The sequence below is a fragment of the Lolliginicoccus suaedae genome (assembly GCF_008312885.1).
GTDB classification, from domain to species: Bacteria; Actinomycetota; Actinomycetes; order Mycobacteriales; family Mycobacteriaceae; genus Lolliginicoccus; species Lolliginicoccus suaedae.
Genome location: NZ_VSSO01000001.1, coordinates 918,847 through 936,035 on the forward strand (window position 1 = coordinate 918,847; position 17,189 = coordinate 936,035).

19 protein-coding genes are annotated in these 17,189 nt (G+C 69.1%); 4 read left to right on the forward strand and 15 right to left on the reverse strand.

From position 1 onward, the window contains the following. Position 1: 1 nt before the first annotated feature. Complete coding sequence (gene pgl, locus FXO18_RS04205) at positions 2 to 736, forward strand: 6-phosphogluconolactonase (RefSeq protein ID WP_149359775.1); 735 nt, start codon at positions 2 to 4, stop codon at positions 734 to 736. After that, entirely contained in the window at positions 733 to 1,581 is an 849-nt protein-coding gene (locus FXO18_RS04210; protein ID WP_149359776.1) for a hypothetical protein, read from the forward strand. The genes pgl and FXO18_RS04210 overlap by 4 nt, the downstream gene beginning before the upstream one ends. 18 nt (positions 1,582 to 1,599) lie before the next feature. Here FXO18_RS04210 and secG read toward each other — a convergent pair whose 3' ends face one another. The 14 genes from secG to rpe form a co-directional block, all read right to left on the reverse strand. After that, on the reverse strand, positions 1,600 to 1,833 hold the full coding sequence (gene secG, locus FXO18_RS04215) for a preprotein translocase subunit SecG (protein ID WP_149359777.1): 234 nt from the start codon (positions 1,831 to 1,833) through the stop codon (positions 1,600 to 1,602). Between the two features lie 174 nt (positions 1,834 to 2,007). Next, a complete protein-coding gene (tpiA, locus tag FXO18_RS04220; RefSeq protein WP_149359778.1) occupies positions 2,008 to 2,790 on the reverse strand; it encodes a triose-phosphate isomerase in 783 nt (260 codons plus the stop codon). A 3-nt stretch (positions 2,791 to 2,793) separates the two neighbouring features. Continuing rightward, positions 2,794 to 4,017 carry a phosphoglycerate kinase gene (locus tag FXO18_RS04225; RefSeq protein ID WP_149359779.1) on the reverse strand — a complete coding sequence of 408 codons (1,224 nt, stop codon included), beginning with the start codon at positions 4,015 to 4,017 and terminating at the stop codon, positions 2,794 to 2,796. A gap of 18 nt (positions 4,018 to 4,035) precedes the next feature. Further along, positions 4,036 to 5,055, reverse strand: a complete 1,020-nt coding sequence (gene gap, locus FXO18_RS04230) for a type I glyceraldehyde-3-phosphate dehydrogenase (RefSeq protein ID WP_149359780.1) — start codon at positions 5,053 to 5,055, stop codon at positions 4,036 to 4,038. Between the two features lie 143 nt (positions 5,056 to 5,198). Next, positions 5,199 to 6,176 (reverse strand): DNA-binding protein WhiA, encoded by a 978-nt coding sequence (gene whiA / locus FXO18_RS04235; protein ID WP_187774192.1) that lies wholly within the window; start codon positions 6,174 to 6,176, stop codon positions 5,199 to 5,201. A 90-nt stretch (positions 6,177 to 6,266) separates the two neighbouring features. Beyond that, positions 6,267 to 7,208: a gluconeogenesis factor YvcK family protein gene (locus FXO18_RS04240; RefSeq protein WP_149359782.1), complete on the reverse strand. Its 942-nt coding sequence runs from the start codon at positions 7,206 to 7,208 to the stop codon at positions 6,267 to 6,269. After that, a complete protein-coding gene (gene rapZ / locus FXO18_RS04245; RefSeq protein WP_149359783.1) occupies positions 7,205 to 8,149 on the reverse strand; it encodes an RNase adapter RapZ in 945 nt (314 codons plus the stop codon). Before rapZ ends, FXO18_RS04240 begins: the two co-directional genes overlap by 4 nt. Before the next feature lie 8 nt (positions 8,150 to 8,157). Then, complete coding sequence (gene uvrC, locus FXO18_RS04250) at positions 8,158 to 10,182, reverse strand: excinuclease ABC subunit UvrC (protein WP_149359784.1); 2,025 nt, start codon at positions 10,180 to 10,182, stop codon at positions 8,158 to 8,160. A gap of 10 nt (positions 10,183 to 10,192) precedes the next feature. Beyond that, positions 10,193 to 10,681 carry a PH domain-containing protein gene (locus FXO18_RS04255; protein ID WP_235900432.1) on the reverse strand — a complete coding sequence of 163 codons (489 nt, stop codon included), beginning with the start codon at positions 10,679 to 10,681 and terminating at the stop codon, positions 10,193 to 10,195. Beyond that, entirely contained in the window at positions 10,678 to 11,157 is a 480-nt protein-coding gene (gene ribH / locus FXO18_RS04260) for a 6,7-dimethyl-8-ribityllumazine synthase (RefSeq protein ID WP_149359785.1), read from the reverse strand. Before ribH ends, FXO18_RS04255 begins: the two co-directional genes overlap by 4 nt. After that, the gene (locus FXO18_RS04265; RefSeq protein WP_149359786.1) at positions 11,154 to 12,425 is read right to left on the reverse strand and encodes a bifunctional 3,4-dihydroxy-2-butanone-4-phosphate synthase/GTP cyclohydrolase II; all 1,272 of its coding nucleotides are present in this window, start codon (positions 12,423 to 12,425) and stop codon (positions 11,154 to 11,156) included. The genes ribH and FXO18_RS04265 overlap by 4 nt, the downstream gene beginning before the upstream one ends. A gap of 2 nt (positions 12,426 to 12,427) precedes the next feature. Next, positions 12,428 to 13,099 carry a riboflavin synthase gene (locus FXO18_RS04270; RefSeq protein WP_149359787.1) on the reverse strand — a complete coding sequence of 224 codons (672 nt, stop codon included), beginning with the start codon at positions 13,097 to 13,099 and terminating at the stop codon, positions 12,428 to 12,430. 31 nt (positions 13,100 to 13,130) lie between these two features. Continuing rightward, complete coding sequence (gene ribD / locus FXO18_RS04275; RefSeq protein WP_149359788.1) at positions 13,131 to 14,138, reverse strand: bifunctional diaminohydroxyphosphoribosylaminopyrimidine deaminase/5-amino-6-(5-phosphoribosylamino)uracil reductase RibD; 1,008 nt, start codon at positions 14,136 to 14,138, stop codon at positions 13,131 to 13,133. 13 nt (positions 14,139 to 14,151) lie between these two features. Further along, a complete protein-coding gene (rpe, locus tag FXO18_RS04280; protein WP_149359789.1) occupies positions 14,152 to 14,841 on the reverse strand; it encodes a ribulose-phosphate 3-epimerase in 690 nt (229 codons plus the stop codon). A gap of 41 nt (positions 14,842 to 14,882) precedes the next feature. Between rpe and FXO18_RS04285 the strand changes: the two genes are divergently transcribed. Both FXO18_RS04285 and FXO18_RS04290 read left to right on the forward strand, forming a co-directional pair. After that, positions 14,883 to 15,260 (forward strand): hypothetical protein, encoded by a 378-nt coding sequence (locus FXO18_RS04285; RefSeq protein WP_149359790.1) that lies wholly within the window; start codon positions 14,883 to 14,885, stop codon positions 15,258 to 15,260. Further along, positions 15,257 to 15,691, forward strand: coding sequence for a hypothetical protein (locus tag FXO18_RS04290; protein ID WP_149359791.1), 435 nt, complete (start codon positions 15,257 to 15,259; stop codon positions 15,689 to 15,691). Before FXO18_RS04285 ends, FXO18_RS04290 begins: the two co-directional genes overlap by 4 nt. Before the next feature lie 17 nt (positions 15,692 to 15,708). On the opposite strand, the gene FXO18_RS04295 is transcribed toward FXO18_RS04290, so the two are convergent. Then, complete coding sequence (locus tag FXO18_RS04295; RefSeq protein ID WP_149360101.1) at positions 15,709 to 17,142, reverse strand: amidase; 1,434 nt, start codon at positions 17,140 to 17,142, stop codon at positions 15,709 to 15,711. Positions 17,143 to 17,189: the final 47 nt, after the last annotated feature.

Genomic DNA, 17,189 nt, shown 5'->3' on the forward strand with positions numbered 1-17,189 from the left:
CATGGCGACGCCCGAGATCCTCGTCCACCCCGATCCCGCCACGCTCGCGTGCGCCGCGGCGCAGGACCTTTCCGACGCAATAGCCGCAGCGCAGCGACGCCATGGCAGCGCTAGCATCGTCGTCACTGGCGGCAGCACGGGCATCGCGGTGCTCGAGCAGCTGCGCGGCCACGAGGACATCGACTGGTCACGGATCGACGTGTTCTGGGGCGACGAGCGGTTCCTCCCTGCCGGGCATCCGGATCGCAACGACACGCAGGCCGATGACGTGCTGCTCGCTCATGTGCCACTCGATGCGGCCCGGATCCACCGGATGCCTACCAACGAGGGCGACCACTACGGCGATCCAGCGGGGGCCGCGCTGGCCCACGAGCAGCACCTGCACCGCTTGGGCAATGGTCGGCTGCCCCGTTTCGATGTGCACCTGCTCGGCATGGGCCCCGACGGCCACATCAACTCCCTGTTCCCGCACGACCCTGCCCTGGCTGAGCAGGAGCGCCATGTGGTGGGCGTGACAGCCTCGCCCAAGCCGCCCGCGCAACGCATCACGCTCACCCTCCCGGCGGTGCAGCACAGCGAGGAGGTGTGGTTGCTAGTGGCTGGCGAGGGCAAGGCGAGCGCCGTTTCCTCCGCGCTGCATGGCGCCACCGCCGAGGAATGCCCCGCTGCAGCCGCGACGGGCCGCCTCCGCATCGCCTGGTACCTCGATCGCGGATCGGCCGGGGAACTGCCGTGAGGCGCCATGAGATCGTCAACCTCGCCGCGTTCCTCGCGCTCGCCGGCGGACTGTGCTTCCACGCGGCGCTGCTCTGGCCCGAGGTGCCCGGCAGTGCCGGTGCGTGGCGGCGGATCGGCGTGCTGGCCTGCGTGGCACTGATCTTCCCGGCCATGATCTGGACGGCTCGGAGCTACCGGGGCCGGTCATCCCGCTTCCTCGGCCGAGCTTACGTAACGCTCGCTGCCGCCGGGGTCGGCGTCGATCTGCTGGCCGGCAGGCTGTGGGAGGCGCTCTCCAGCGTCCTGGGCGTGGCTGTGGTGCTCGCGGCGGTCCTCATGCTCGGCATTGCCCCGTGGATCGATCGCCTCACCCGGTCCCCTGGTTCAGCGCCGGAGAAAACCGTCCAAGCGAGCACAGGCGGCATCCCCGACGATCCCGGGATCGTCGCTGCGCGGCATTTCTCGCGCCGGGAGATGATCAACGTGATCGCGAGCACGATCCTGACCGTCACCGCGGCCCTGATGACCGTGACCCGCTGGCTTGAGCTTGACCGTCCCGACGGTGCTTCCCTCGGCGCCTACTGGCAATCGTGGGTTCTCGCCGTGTGCATCGCCTTGATCACCGCGATCAGCATCTGGGCGGCGCGCAACTACTGGCGCCCAACGGTGCCGTTCTTGTCGGTTGTCTACGCGAGCCTCGGTGCCGTCGCTGTTCTCGGCTACCTCATGACAGCGAACTACATGAGCGCGGCGAGCATCACGATCGCCACACCGCTCCTCATCGCGATCGTGCAGCAGCAACGGTTCCGCGCGTGGGTAGAAAAACACACTGAGCCGTCCAATGACATCGCGCTCGCTGCGTAGCTGAAGTCGCGGCGAGGATCAGCCGTAGCGAACCTGCATGCCCATTCCGACGATCGCCACGGCCCACACGATCGCCACGTACACCGTGAAGCGGTTGAGGTTCTTCTCGGCGACGGTGGAGCCCGCCAGGCTCGACTGCATGCCACCACCGAACAGCGATGACAGTCCGCCGCCCTTGGCGCGGTGCAGCAGCACCAGCATCACCATGATGATGCTCGTGCTGACCAGCAGGATGTCCAGGAACAGTGACATGGAACTCTTTCTCGCAGGTGTGTGTTGTCCCGACGCGCCCGGGGGCCATCAGGGCGGTACTGGCTCGTTGTCTGGCGTGAGCTTACCCGCCTGGCGATCCGGTTTCGAATCGCCAGGCGGGCGGGCATCATCATGACAATGCCACTGAGCGGCGGCGCGCGCTGGAAGCGTGGGCTAGAACGGACCGCCCGCGGCAATGGCGCACAGCTGGGCGAAATCGTCCGACTTCAGCGAGGCGCCGCCGACGAGAGCGCCATCGACATCGGATTCCGCGATCAGTGAACCAACGTTCTTGGCGCTGACCGATCCGCCATAGAGGATCCGCATCGCGCCCGCTGTCTCCGGGGAGGCGACGCGCGCCAGCTCGGACCGGATCGCCGCGCATACCTCCTGCGCGTCGGCCGCCGAGGCGACCTTGCCGGTGCCGATCGCCCAGACGGGCTCGTAGGCGATGACCACCTTGGGCAGTTCCTTGCTGCCGATTCCCTCGAGGGAACCTCGCAGCTGGGCGAGGTTGTGCGCGACATGCTCGCCGGACTCCCGCACATCAGGTCCCTCGCCGATGCAGATGATCGGCACGAGGCCATGCTTGAGCGCGGCCTTGGCCTTGCGCGCCACGAGCGCATCATCCTCGTGGTGATAGGTACGCCGCTCCGAATGACCGACCACCGCGTAGGTGCAACCGAGCTTCGCGAGCATGGGGCCACTGATCTCGCCGGTGTAGGCGCCGGAATCGTGCACGGAGATGTCCTGCGCCCCGTACCGGAGCTTCAGCTTGTCGCTGTCGATGATCTGCTGCACGCTGCGCAGGTCGGTGAATGGTGGGATCACCGCGACATCGACCTTGCCGTAGTACTTGCTCGGGAGGGCGAACGAGATCTTCTGGACGAGCGCGATGGCCTCCAGGTGATTCATGTTCATCTTCCAGTTGCCCGCGATCAGCGGTGTCCGTGGCATCGCTCAGGCCCCCGTCGGCTCGCCGAGCACCGAGATGCCGGGCAGGTCCTTGCCCTCCAGGTATTCCAGCGAGGCTCCGCCACCCGTGGAGATGTGCGAGAAGCCGCTCTCGGGCAGGCCCAGCGCGCGCACGGCCGCTGCGGAATCACCACCGCCGACAACTGTGAACGCGCCCTTGCTGGTGGCTTCGATGATTGCTTCGGCCACTCCGCGCGTGCCGAGGGCGAACTTCTCCATCTCGAACACGCCCATCGGCCCGTTCCAGAAGATGGTGCGGGACTCGGTGAGCACGGAAGCGAACTTGCGCACCGACTCCGGACCGATATCGAGGCCCATCCATTCATCCATCATGGCGGTGGCCGCGACCGTGTTCGAGTCGGATTCCTCGTTGAATTCGGTGGCGACCTCGATGTCGGAGGGCAGGTGGATCACATCGCCATAGCGATCGAGCAGTTCCTTGCAGGTGTCGATCATCTCTTCCTGCAGCAGCGAGGAACCAACCTGCAGGCCCTGCGCGGCGAGGAAGGTGAAGCACATGCCGCCGCCGATGAGGAGCGAATCGACCTTGGGCGCGAGGGCCTCGATCACCGCGAGCTTGTCGGAGACCTTGGATCCACCGAGGACGACCGTGTAGGGATGCTCGGGCGATCGGGTGAGGTTGGCGAGCACCTCGACCTCGGCGGCGACGAGTCCGCCGGCGTAGCCCGGCAGCAGCGTGGCAACGTCGAAGACGGAGGCCTGCTTGCGGTGCACGACGCCGAAGCCGTCGGAGACGAACGCTCCGTCCGGCCCCGCGAGGGCGGCTAGGTCACGGGCCATGGCTTGGCGCTCGGCATCGTCCTTGCTGGTCTCGCGCGGATCGAAGCGAACGTTCTCGACGAGGAGCACATCGCCCTCCGTGAGGCCCGCGGCCCGCTCCTGCGCGTCCTGGCCGACGACGTCACCGGCGAGCTGGATGTAGCGGTCGAGCTCGTCACCGAGCCGCTGGGCCACGGGCGCGAGGGACAAGGCCGGATCCGGGCCGCCCTTGGGGCGCCCGAGGTGGGCGGTGACGATCACGCGCGCCCCGGCGTCAGCGAGCGCGCCGATCGTGGGGGCCGAGGCGATGATGCGCCCGGCATCGGTGATCCTGCCGTCCTTGAGCGGCACGTTCAGGTCAGACCGGACCAGGACGGTTCGACCATCCACGCCAGCCTCGAGCAATTCCTTGAGCGTCTTCACAGTCATAGAGTATTTCCCAGTCCCTCACAGCGATGCACCGACCATCCCAATCAGGTCGGCGAGGCGGTTGGAGTAGCCCCACTCGTTGTCATACCAGCTGACCACTTTCACATGGTCGCCGATCACCTTGGTCAGCGGTGCATCGAAGATCGACGAATGCGCATCGGTCACGATATCGCTTGACACTAGCGGGGCATCGCTGAACTTGAGAATTCCCCGCAGCCGCCCCTCGGAAGCGGCCGCCCGGTAGGCATCGTTGATCTCGTCGATGCTCGCGCGGGAGCGCACCACCGCGGTGAGGTCCGTGATCGAGCCCACCGGCACTGGAACGCGCAGCGCGTACCCGTCGAGCTTGCCATCGAGGTGCGGGATCACCCGTCCGATGGCCTTGGCCGCGCCGGTGGAGGTGGGCACGATGTTCATCGCGGCCGCGCGGCCCCGGCGCAGGTCGCGGTGCGGCCCGTCCTGGAGGTTCTGGTCCTGCGTGTAGGCATGGATGGTCGTCATCAGGCCATGCTCGACACCGAACTCATCGTCGAGCACCTTGACCAGTGGCGCGAGGCAGTTGGTGGTGCACGATGCGTTGGAGATGATGTCCTGGCTGCCGTCGTACTGGTCCTCGTTGACGCCCATGACGACGGTGAGGTCGTCGCCCTTGGCCGGGGCGGAGATGATGACCTTGCGCGCCCCAGCGTCGAGGTGGCCCCGTGCTTCTGCCGCGTCGGTGAACCGGCCCGTGGACTCGATCACCACATCGACGCCAAGCTCCCCCCACGGCAGCGCCTTGGGGCCCTCCTTGATCGACAGCGCACGGACGCGCCGCCCATCAACGACCAGCGCGTCCTCCTCGACCACCACCTCGCCCGGGAAGCGGCCGAGGATCGTGTCGAAGCGCAGCAGGTGGGCGAGCGTCTCGTTCTCGGTGAGATCGTTGATCGCCACGATCTCGATGTCGTCGCCCCGGGAGGCCCGGAGCTCGTCGACCGCGCGGAAGAGGTTGCGGCCGATCCGGCCAAATCCATTGATGCCTACACGGACTGTCATGGTGGGCTCCTTCGCTTGCGATGTGCATGATCATCGACGAGGTTGCCCACCACAGTAGCCGCGCGCGAGGAGGAAGTCCGGTGCCGAACAGACCGTTCGCGCCGTCCTAACCGGGGAAACACTGATGTAACCCCGGCGGCCGGCTAGGCGTCCTCGAGCAGCTCCGGGGTGACAGCCGATTCGGTATCGGGCATGCCCATCTCGCGGGCGCGCCGGTCGGCCATCGACAGCAGGCGCCGGATGCGCCCGGCCACCGCGTCCTTGGTCAGGGGCGGATCAGCGAGCTGGCCGAGCTCCTCGAGGGAGGATTGCCGATGCTCGATGCGCAAGCGGCCGGCGGCAGCGAGATGCTCGGGCGCTTCCTCGCCGAGGATGTCGAGCGCGCGCTCGACCTTCGCCGCGGCCGCGACCGCGGCGCGCGCGGACCGGCGCAGGTTCGCGTCATCGAAGTTCGCGAGGCGGTTCGCCGTGGCACGGACCTCGCGGCGGATGCGCCGCTCCTCCCACACGAGCCGCAGGTCCTGCGCGCCCATCCGGGTCAGCAGCGCGCCGATGGCGTCCCCATCCCGGACGACAACGCGATCGGCTCCCCGCACCTCGCGTGCCTTGGCAGTGATGCCCATGCGCCGTGCTGCCCCGACGAGCGCCATGGCTGCCTCCGGGCCGGGGCAGCCGATCTCGAGCGCGGCGGACCTTCCAGGCTCGGTGAGGGAGCCGTGCGCGAGGAACGCGCCGCGCCATGCCGCCTCGGCATCGGCGATGCCCCCGCCCACCACATGGGCGGGCAGGCCGCGCACGGGGCGGCCGCGCAGGTCGAGCAGGCCAGTCTGCCGCGCGAGCGCCTCGCCGTCCTTGGCGACGCGCACCACGTAGCGGGTGTTCTTGCGTATGCCGGTCGCTCCGATGACATGGATCTCGGACGGGTAGCCATAGAGCTCATGGATGTCGCGCCGCAGCCGCCGGGCCACCGAGCCGGTATCGACGTCTGCCTCGACGACCACGCGCCCCGCCACGATGTGCAGCCCGCCGGAGAACCGCAGCAGCGAGGACACCTCCGCCTTGCGGGCACTCACCTGGGTGATGGCGAGCCGGCTCAGCTCATCCTTGACCTCCGCAGTCATTGCCACGGTGTCGTTTCCTTCCGATCGTTCCTCGGGTCACTTCCTGGGCGCGATCGCGCCAGCGATCCGGCTGGGCCGCGAGCCTGGTCGTCATCCGGCGAGAACATCACCGAGAACCGCGCCGAGCTTGCCGACGTCATGCTTGCTTGTCCCATGCACGGATACATCGGCGTATCGCACCTCGGCACCTAGCTGGGCGGCCGCCCGGGCGAGATGAGCGCGCTCGCTGCCCGGGGGCACGGTGCCGCTATCCACGATGATCTGGTCGACGCGAAAACTAGGTGCGTGTTGCGAGAGTACGTGAAGATGCCGCTCAGCGGAGAATCCGGCGGTCTCCCCCGCCTGCGGCCCGAGGTTGAGAACGAGCGCCCGCCGTGCCCGGGTACGGATCAGCGCCTCGCGCTGCTCCGGCACCAGTACATGGGGGATGACGCTGCTGAACCACGAACCCGGGCCCAGCACAACAAGATCCGCGTTGTCGATGGCCTCGACGGCTTCCGTGCAGGCCACGGGGCTGCCGGGGAGCAGCCGCACCCGGCGCACCCGACCGGGCGTCGTGGCGACCGCGACCTGCCCGCGGATGACGCGGCTGATCCGTGGGTCCTCCTCGAGACCGACGACATCGGCCTCGATCTGCAGCGGGATCGTCGCCATCGGGAGCACGCGCCCGTCGAGCTGCAGGATATGGCCCAGCTCGTCGAGCGCGGCGATGATGTCGTTCTTGACCTCGGCGAGACCGGCGAGGATGAGGTTGCCGACGGCATGCCCGGCGAGCGCGCCGGTGCCCCGGAACCGGTGCTGGATGACATCGCGCCACAGCTGGGCATGCTCATCGTCCCCGGCGAGGGCAGCGAGCGCCATGCGCAGGTCGCCGGGCGGGACGAGGTTCAGCTCGGAGCGCAGCCGCCCGGAGGAACCACCATCATCGGCGACCGTCACCACGGCAGTGATGTCCTTGGTGAGCGTGCGGGCCGCGGTGAGGGTGGCATACAGCCCGTGCCCGCCGCCGAGCGCGACTACGGCCGGGCTCATTCCTTCCCCAGATCCCGGTGGCGGGTGCGCACCGTCAGCTCGGTATCCTCGGCGAGCATCGCAGCGAGCGCCTCGGTCATGGCGACGCTGCGGTGCTTGCCGCCCGTGCATCCCACCCCGATCGTCATGTACCGCTTGCCCTCGACGCGATATCCCCGCAGCACGGGATCGAGCAGCTCGCGGAACGTGCCGAGGAACTGCTTGGCCCCGTCCTGGGACAGCACGTAGTCACGGACGCCCGCATCCTGCCCGGTGTTGTGGCGCAGTTCCGGGATCCAGTGCGGGTTCGGGAGGAAGCGCACGTCCACCACCATGTCGACATCGATGGGCAGTCCGTACTTGAACCCGAAGGACAGCACGGCCACGCGGATGCGGGCACTATCGGGATCCTCGAACGCAGGCTCGAGGCGCGCGCGGAGGTCATGGACCGAGAGATTCGAGGTGTCGATGACGATATCGGCCATCCCCCGCACCGGCGCGACCAGCTCCCGCTCCGCGGCGATGCCCTCGAGCAGCGTTCCATCGCCCTGCAAGGGGTGGCTGCGGCGCACCTGCTCGAACCTCTGCACCAGCGCCGCGTCGGATGCCTCGAGGAAGACGATGCGGGGGCGGATGCCACGCTGGGCGAGCTCCCGGGCGACCGTCTCGAGGCCGCCGGCGAACGCCCGGCTGCGCACGTCGAGCACCACCGCCAGGCGGCGGATCGGGTTCTCGGCGGTGCGCCCGAGGTCGATGATCTCCGGCACGACCTCTGCCGGGGCATTGTCCACGACATACCAGTCAAGATCCTCGAGGACCTTCGCCGAGGTGCCCCGCCCCGCCCCGGAGAGCCCCGTGACCAGGGCGACATCGATATCAGGTGGACTGCTGTGCTCGCTCACGCCATGCCGTCCTTCGTGTTGTTCGCTCTCGTGCCATGCTGCTGCCGCGCTGTGCGCCATGGCCGAGGTTATTCGACCGGAGCGGCCCGTGGGGAGTCCTGCGCGGGTTTTTCCGCACCGAGCGCCTCATGGACCGCGCGGGCGATCGTGCCGCCGATGCCCGGCACCTCGGTGATCTCCTCGATGCTCGCCGCGCGCAGCCGCGCCACCGAGCCGAAATGCGTGACCAGCGCCTTCTTGCGGGCATCGCCGAGCCCAGGAATGGCATCGAGGGCGGAGGCGGTCATGCGGCGGGATCGCTTCGACCGGTGGAAGGTGATGGCGAAGCGGTGGGCCTCGTCGCGCACCCGCTGCAGCAGGAACAGCGCATCGCTGCCGCGCGAGAGGATCGCCGGGTACGGGTCGTGCGGCAGCCACACCTCCTCGAGGCGCTTGGCCAGGCCGATCACGGCCACATCGGTCACGCCGAGCTCGTCGAGCACCGTGGCTGCCGCGTTGACCTGCGGCGCGCCTCCGTCGACGATGTAGAGGTTCGGTGGATAGGCGAAGCGGCGCGGTCGGCCCGTCGCGGGATCGATCCCCGGGAGAGCACCCCCGTTCGCTCCGTTCTCCTCGTGCTGGCCGGAGTCCGCCGGATCATTCGGCGCCTGGTCTGCCGCGTGGCGCGCGAACCGGCGGCGCGTCACCTCCGCGATGCTCGCGACGTCATCGGATCGCCCGTCCCCCGCCGCCTCCTTGATCGCGAAGTGCCGGTAGTCGGACTTCTTGGCGATGCCATCCTCGAAGACCACGAGCGATCCCACCACATCGGTGCCCTGGACATGGCTGATGTCCACGCATTCGATCCGCAGCGGCGCGGAGTCCAGATCGAGCGCCTCCTGCAGCTCCTGCAGCGCTGCTGACCGGGCCGTGAGGTCGCCCGCGCGCTTGAGCTTGTGCTGCGCCAGGGATTCCACGGCGTTGCGCTGCACCGTCTCGGCGAGCGCGCGCTTGTCGCCGCGCTGGGGCACCCGCACGGTCACGCCGGAGCCGCGCTGCTGGGCGAGCCAGTGCTCCATACTCTCGGGGTCGGGAGGCATCGACGGAACCAGCACCAGCCGGGGGATCGCCCCCGCGGTCGCCACCTGGGAGTCCGGGGCGGCCTCGGCGAGGGCTCGTTGCTCCCCATAGAACTGCGTGAGGAATTCCTCGACGATCTCTGGCTCGCTGGCATCCTCGACGCGCTCGTTGACCCAGCCGCGCTGGCCGCGTACCCGGCCGTCGCGCACATGGAAGACCTGCACCGCGATCTCGAGGTCGTCGTGGGCGAAGGCGATCACATCGGCATCGGTGCCATCGCCGAGCACTACGGCCTGCTTCTCGAGGGCGCGGCGCAGCGCGCCGACGTCATCGCGCAGCCGCGCGGCCTTCTCGAAGTCCAGTTCCTCCGCCGCGGCGCGCATCTGGTGCTCGAGCTGGCGGACCAGCCGGTCGGTGCGCCCGGCGAGGAAGTCGCAGAAATCCTCCACGATGCGACGATGCTCGTCGGCCGAGACAGCGCCGGTGCACGGCGCGGAGCACTTGTCGATGTAGCCGAGCAGGCAGGGCCGCCCAAGCTGCTGGTGGCGGCGCAGCACGCCTGTCGAGCAGGTGCGCGCCGGGAAGACTCGCAGCAGCAGGTCGAGCGTCTCGCGGATCGCCCAGGCGTGCGAGTAGGGCCCGAAGTACCGCACGCCCTTGCGCCGGGGCCCCCGGTAGACGAACAACCGGGGCAGCTCCTCGTTCAGGGTGACCGCGAGCACCGGATAGGACTTGTCATCCCGGTAGCGCACGTTGAACGGCGGATCGAACTCCTTGATCCAGTTGTACTCGAGCTGCAGGGCCTCGACCTCGGTGCCGACGACCGTCCACTCGACGCCGGTGGCGGTGGTGACCATGTTGCGGGTGCGTGGCTGCAGGCCAGCGAGGTCGGCGAAGTAGGAGTTGAGCCGGTTGCGCAGGTTCTTCGCCTTGCCGACGTAGAGCACGCGGCCCGTGGCATCGCGGAAGCGGTACACCCCGGGTTCGGTCGGGATCGTTCCGGGAGCGGGGCGGTATGTCGAGGGATCAGCCACAGCAACCAGGCTAGCGATCAGCTCCGACAGCGCGATCGTGGCCGGTAGCGCGGTAGCGTGCCTCGAGCCGGTAGTACTGCTCCATCGCACGGATGGCGCGCTCCCCGTCGGTGGCCTGCACGGCCACGAGCGGGATGTACTCGTCGTCGGGAAGCTCGAGGCGGGCCCAGCCGCCACCGGGCCGCAGGCGCGCGCCCACGACCTCGTTCCACGGCACGAGCCGCTCGGAGAAGAACGTCCGCACGCCCACGCCCTGCTCCCCCACGCGCAAGCGGGGCCGCGTCAGCAGCAGGAAGAGCGAGGACAGCACAGCACCGATCACGATCATCGCGACCTTGTCCTCGGGCCGGAAACTGATCCCGGTATCGGACGTGCCGAGCAGCACCGTCAGGGCCACGAAGATGCTGAACACCAGCACGGCCACCGCGATGCCCATCCAGGGCATCTTGCGCGGCCGGTGCACCAGGTCCCAGCCATGATTCCCGCTCGCGTTCATCATGCCTCCCTGCGCAGGCGGCGCAGCGTCACCGCCACATCGAGAGCGGCACCGCACGCCTGGGCGCCCTTGTCCTCGGCAGAACCAGGAAGGCCCGCCCGATCGCGGGCCTGCGCCTCGGTGTTGACGGTCAGCACGCCATTGCCCACCGGCGTGCCCTCATCGAGGGAGACACGGGTGAGTCCGTCGGTGACCGACTGGCAGACGTAGTCGAAGTGCGGGGTCTCGCCGCGGATGACCACGCCTAGGGCCACCACCGCGTCATGGGTGCGGGCGAGCTGCTGCGCCACCACTGGAAGCTCCATCGAGCCTGCCACCCGCACCAGGGTCAGCTTGCGGACAGTGCTGCGATCGGCGACGCGTTGCGCGCCCGCGATCAACGCCTCCGCGAGCTCGCTGTGCCACTGCCCGGCCACGATCGCCAGCGAGACATCACTGGCATCATCGAGCTGCAGGTCGGGCTGCCCCTCCCCGCTCACGAGGGGGACCCCCCGCCGAGCGCGCCGAGATCACCCAGGTCATCGAGGCCATCGAGCTCATGCCCCATCCGGTCCCGCTTGGTGCGCAGGTAGCGGATGTTCTCCTTGTTCGCCCGGATCGGCATCGGCACGCGATCGACGATCGACAGCCCGTACCCGTCGAGGCCCACCCGCTTGGCCGGATTGTTCGTCAGCAGCCGCATCGTGGAAACACCGAGGTCAACGAGGATCTGCGCGCCCGTGCCATAGTCACGCGCGTCCGCGGGCAGCCCGAGCTCGAGGTTCGCATCCACAGTGTCCGAGCCCGCGTCCTGCAACTGGTAGGCCTGGAGCTTGTGCATAAGGCCGATGCCCCGGCCCTCGTGGCCGCGCATGTACAGCACGATGCCCCGGCCCTCCTCGGCCACCATGCGCAGCGCGGCATCGAGCTGGGGGCCGCAATCGCAGCGCAGCGAGCCGAAGATGTCACCGGTGAGGCATTCCGAGTGCACCCGGACGAGCACGTCCTCGCCCGCGCCATCCGGGCTCTGCACATCGCCCATCACCAGCGCCACGTGCTCGACATCGTCGTAGATGCTGCGATAGCCAACAGCACGGAACTCCCCGTACGGGGTAGGAATGCGCGCCTCGGCGATGCGCACCACGTGCTTCTCGTTCTTGCGGCGCCAGGAGATCAGGTCCGCGATGGAGATCAGCGCGAGCCCGTGCTCGTCGGCGAACACGCGCAGCTCGTCGGTGCGGGCCATGTGGCCCTCGTCCTTCTGGCTGACGATCTCGCAGATCGCCCCGGCCGGGCGCAGGCCCGCGAGACGGGCGAGGTCCACGGCCGCTTCGGTGTGGCCGGGACGACGCATCACGCCGCCCTCCTTGGCGCGCAGCGGCACCACATGGCCGGGACGGGTGAAGTCCTCGGGGCGCGCGGCGGGATCAGCGAGCAGTTGCATCGTGGTGGAGCGGTCCGCGGCAGAGATGCCCGTGCCCACGCCTTGCTTCGCATCAACGGTGACGGTGTAGGCCGTCTGGTGCTTGTCCTGGTTCACCGCGTACATCGGCAACAGGCCCAGCCTGTCGCAATCCGCGCCATCAAGCGGCACGCACAAGTACCCGGAGGTGTAGCGCACCATGAACGCCACGAGCTCGGGGGTGGCCTTCTCGGCCGCGAAGATGAGGTCTCCCTCGTTCTCGCGATCCTCGTCGTCCACGACGACGACGGCCTTGCCCGCGGCGATATCGGCGATCGCCCTCTCGACACTGTCGAATCTGACCACAGCTACTGCTCCTCGGCCCGGCTGCCCGGGGCACCGGGTTCGTCGGCCGCGGCATCGCGCGGCCTTTCCTGGGCGAACGCCGTGAGGCGCTCGACATACTTGGCGATCACATCGACCTCTAGGTTCACGACGGTGCCGACGGGGCTTCGCCCGAGGATCGTCAGGTCCAGTGTGGTCGGTATGAGGGAAACTTCAAAATAGCTGCCGTGGACATCCATGCCCACCGCGGAGACGGTCAGCGACACGCCATCCACAGTGATCGAGCCCTTCTCCACCACGTAGCGCGCGATCCGGTCGGGCAGGGAGACCCGCACGACCTCCCACTTGCCCTCGCTGGCGCGGGTGAGAACCGTCCCGGTCGCATCGACATGGCCCTGCACGATGTGCCCGCCGAGCCGGCTGCCCACCGCCATCGCGCGCTCCAGGTTGACCGCGCTGCCCTCCCCGAGCTTGCCGAGGCTGGTGCGATCAAGGGTCTCCCCCATCACGTCCGCGGTGAAAGCGCCCTCGGGCAGCACATCGACAACGGTCAGGCAGACGCCATTGACCGCGATGGAGTCCCCGTGCCCGGCATCCGAGGCGACCAGCGGCCCACGAACGGTCAGCCGGGCAAAATCGCCCATGGTGTCGATCGCGGCGATCTCGCCACGTTCCTCCACGATTCCTGTGAACACTCGCGCTCCTGTCCGACGGTCGGCCTCCACGTTATCGCGGGACGAGGCTGATGAGCACATCCTCCCCGAGCATCCCGACGCTCTCACACTCAAACCGGTGAGCCCCAGCGATATTCCCGACCCCGGCATCCACGACCGCCGGGGTGCCGCCGCCGAGGATGACGGGCGCGACATAGGCGGTGATGCGGTCGATCAGCCCCGCCTGGAAGAACGCGCCCGCGAGGTGCGGGCCACCCTCGAGGACGACATCCGTGCGATCACCGAGCGCGTCGATGACTTCCCGGACGTCCCGCGACCGCACGAGGATCGTGGGCGCGGCATCATCGAGGACGCGGGACTCCGGCGGCAGCTCGCGCGCCCCGACCACTACGCGCGCTGGTTGATGCTCGGCGAGGCTGCCATCGGGATGCCGCGCGGTCAGCCAGGGATCGTCGGCGAGAACCGTGCCGGTGCCCACGATGATGGCATCGATGCGGGATCGCTCGAGCCGGTCCCTCGCCCTTGATGCCGAGCCGGAGATCCATTGGCTCGATCCATCCTCTGCGGCGCAGCGGCCATCGAGGGAGGCAGCGTACTTGTAGGTGATGTGCGGGCGCCCGGTGCGCTGCCGGTGCAGCCACGCCCGCAGCGGGCCGCGCGTCACCGCGCTGGGATCGTGCCAGGTGGTGACCACCAGGCCAGCCCGCCGCAGCGTTCGTGCTCCCCCGCTGGCCATTGCCATCGGATCATCCACCGCGTAGTGGACCTGCGCGATTCCCGCATCGATCACCGCCTTGCTGCACGGTGGTGTCCGCCCATGGTGGTCGCACGGCTCCAGGGTGACCACCATGGTGCCACCGAAGGCGCGCTCCCCGGCTTCCCGCAGCGCCATCACCTCGGCGTGCGGGCCGCCCGGGGGCTGCGTGGCGCCGACACCGACGATCGTGCCCGCGACGTCGAGCACGACCGCGCCCACGGGCGGGTTCGGGCTGGTGCGGCCGCGGGCCTGCTCGGATGCCTCGACCGCCTGGCGCATCGCGTCGTCGAGGTGCACGCGCATCGCTGGCCCCGGACTAGCTGGCGTACCGGGGATCGGCGGCGCGGGCGCGGGCGCGCAACTGGTCCACCGCCGCCGCCGGATCCGCCGAGCCATAGACCGCGGACCCGGCCACGTAGCAGTCCACCCCGGCCGCGGCGGCCTCATCGATCGTGTCGAGCGCGATGCCGCCGTCGATCTCGATCATCAGGTCGAGCTCGCCGGAATCAACGAGGCGGCGGGCGGTGCGGACCTTGTCGAGCACCTCGGGCATGAAGCTCTGGCCGCCGAATCCTGGCTCCACGCTCATCACCAGCAGCACATCAAACTCCTTGAGGATCTCGATGTAGGGCTCGAGCGGGGTTCCCGGCTTGATGGAAAGGCCCGCCTTGGAGCCCGCCGCGCGCAGGGCGCGGGCGACCGAGACGGGGTCATTGGTGGCCTCGGCGTGGAAGGTGACGTTGTAGGCGCCGGCCTCGGCGTACGGCGGGGCCCACCGCTCCGGGTTCTCGATCATCAGGTGGCAATCGAACGGCTTGCTCGATGCCTTCATCAGGCTCTTGACCACGGGGAGGCCGAAGGTGAGGTTGGGCACGAAGTGGGCGTCCATGACGTCGATGTGCAGCCAGTCCGCATTGTCGACGGCACGGGCATCGTCGGCGAGGTGCGCGAAATCAGCCGACAGGATTGAGGGGGCGATGATGGGGGCGGTGGGGTGAGCAGCCATGATGCGAGTGTAAGAGGTGCGGGTGCTAAAGTCCGAACGCCATGAACACGCCCCTTGCCCTCACCATCACCGCGCTCGCGCTCGCGGGCATGCTGTGGACGTTCATCAAGGTGGTCGCGGACAGCCCGCTCGACCCCGCTCGCCGCGCGGACAAGGCACTTCTCGGCACGCTTGGCCTCATCGAGCTGCTGACCATCGCGCAATCCATCCTCGGCGTAGTGCTGCTGATCGCGGGCGATCGCGACATCGATACCTTGACGTTCGTCCTCTATCTCGTCGGTGTGCCGCTGATCCTGCCGATCGCCGTGTGGTGGGCGCTCGGTGACCGGACCCGCGCCGGAGCCGGGGTCCTGACCGTCGCGCTGCTGTCCGTTCCGATCATGGTGCTCCGCATGTACGCGGTATGGGTGGTGCCATGAGCCCCGCGAAGCCGGCACCGGGCCGCGACGAGGACGAGCTGCGCGAGCGCACCCGCACCGGCGGGGGGCGCGTGCTCATCGCCGTCTACGCGGTGTTCAGCCTCGCCGCCGCGGCCCGCTCGTTCGTGCAGATCGTGCAACGCTTCGACGTCGCGCCCATCGCGTTCAGCCTCTCCGCGGTGGCCGCGGTGTTCTACGTCGTCGCCACCATCACCCTCGCCCGCGCGAGCACGGTGTCGCGGCGCCTCGCGGCGTGGTCGTGCATCATCGAGTTCGCTGGTGTGATCGTCGTCGGCACGATCAGCCTGGTCGTGCCGGAGTGGTTCCCGGAGCCGACCGTGTGGTCGCACTACGGGTCCGGCTACCTGTTCATCCCGCTCGTGCTGCCGCTCGTCGGCCTGTGGTGGCTGCGCCACACCGCGCGAGGCTGACCCGGGCGAAGCAGGGCCTACTCGTCCTGGATGCGCCGCCATGGCCGTGCCTGCTCGAGCTCCATCGCCACCTCGAGCAGCGCTCGCTCGCCGCCGAGCGGGGCCGAGAGCTGCACCCCGATGGGCCTGCCGTCGCTGGTCGTGCCCGCTGGCAGGGAAATGGCGGGGTTGCCGGCCGCGTTGTTGAGCGGCGTGAACGACACGTAGGTCTGCAGCCGCTCGATCAGTTCCTCGAAGGGATGGTTCGGCGAGAGGTACCCGATGGGTGGCGTGGTGTGGCCCACGACGGGGCTGAGCACGATGTCCCACGGCTCGAACCACTCCTGCACCACTGCGGATGTGCCGCGCAGCCGGCGTAGCACGGCGGGGGTCCGGTATGCCTCCCGCCAGTATCGCTGGGCGAGGCCCAGGGTCAGCGGATCGAGGCGGGCCCGGTTGAACTCGCGACCGTGCATCCACCGCCCGGGCGCGGTCAGCAGCACCGACAGCATCCCCCAGTAGTGCACGAAGTCCCGCGCGAACCCTGGTCCGACTGGCAGGGTCGCGTCGTCGACGTGATGGCCGAGGGTGGCGAGCAGATCCGCGGTCGCGCGGACGGCACCACGTGTCTCGGGATCGGTGGCGTGTTCCACCACGGAGTCGAGGACGACGCCGATGCGCAGCCGCTCCTGGCCCGGACCGCCGATGTGCCCGATGGGTGGCAGTGCCTTGTTGCGGAACACGCGCTCGGCATCAACGTGGAACGCGGCGACGTCCCGGACCGTCCGGGCGACCACGCCGTCGGAGATGATGCGGACGGGAAGGGCGTCCTGCACGGGCTCGGTGCGCATGCGGCCGCGGCTCGCCTTGAGCCCGACGAGCCCGCACGCGGCGGCGGGGATGCGGATCGATCCACCGCCATCGTTGGCATGAGCGATGGGCAGCGCGCCGCTCGCGACCAGTGCTGCCGCGCCGCCCGAGGAGGCCCCCGCGGAGTAGTCGAGGTGCCAGGGATTGCGCGTGGGCTCGGAGTCCGCGAACTCCGTGGAGGCGTTGAAGCCGAACTCGGGCAGGCGCGACTTGCCCAGCGGCACCAGGCCCACCGCGAGGAACTGCTCGACGAAGCGATCGGTGTGGCGGACCGGGCGCGCGGGGACGGCCAGCGATCCCCGCGTGGTGGGTTGCCCGGCGAGGTTGACATTGTCCTTCAGCATTGTCGGCACGCCAGCGAGAGCGCCAGGTGCTGCTGGCGGCGCGGTGCGCGCCCGCTCGCGGGCCTGGTCGAAGTCGGCGAGCTGCAATGCATGGATCCGGGGCTCCACCTCGGCGACGCGACTGATCGCTGCCTCGACCGCCTCGGCCGCGGAGATGCTGCCGCCCCGGATCGCGGCAGCGATCCCTACCGCATCGCGATCGCCGATCGCGTCATCGTGGAAGGCGTGCACTCGCGCCGCTGGTACCGCCGGGGGCATCTCGGTGTCTCGCACCGGGCCGATGCTACGCCGAGCCGCCCCGCCCC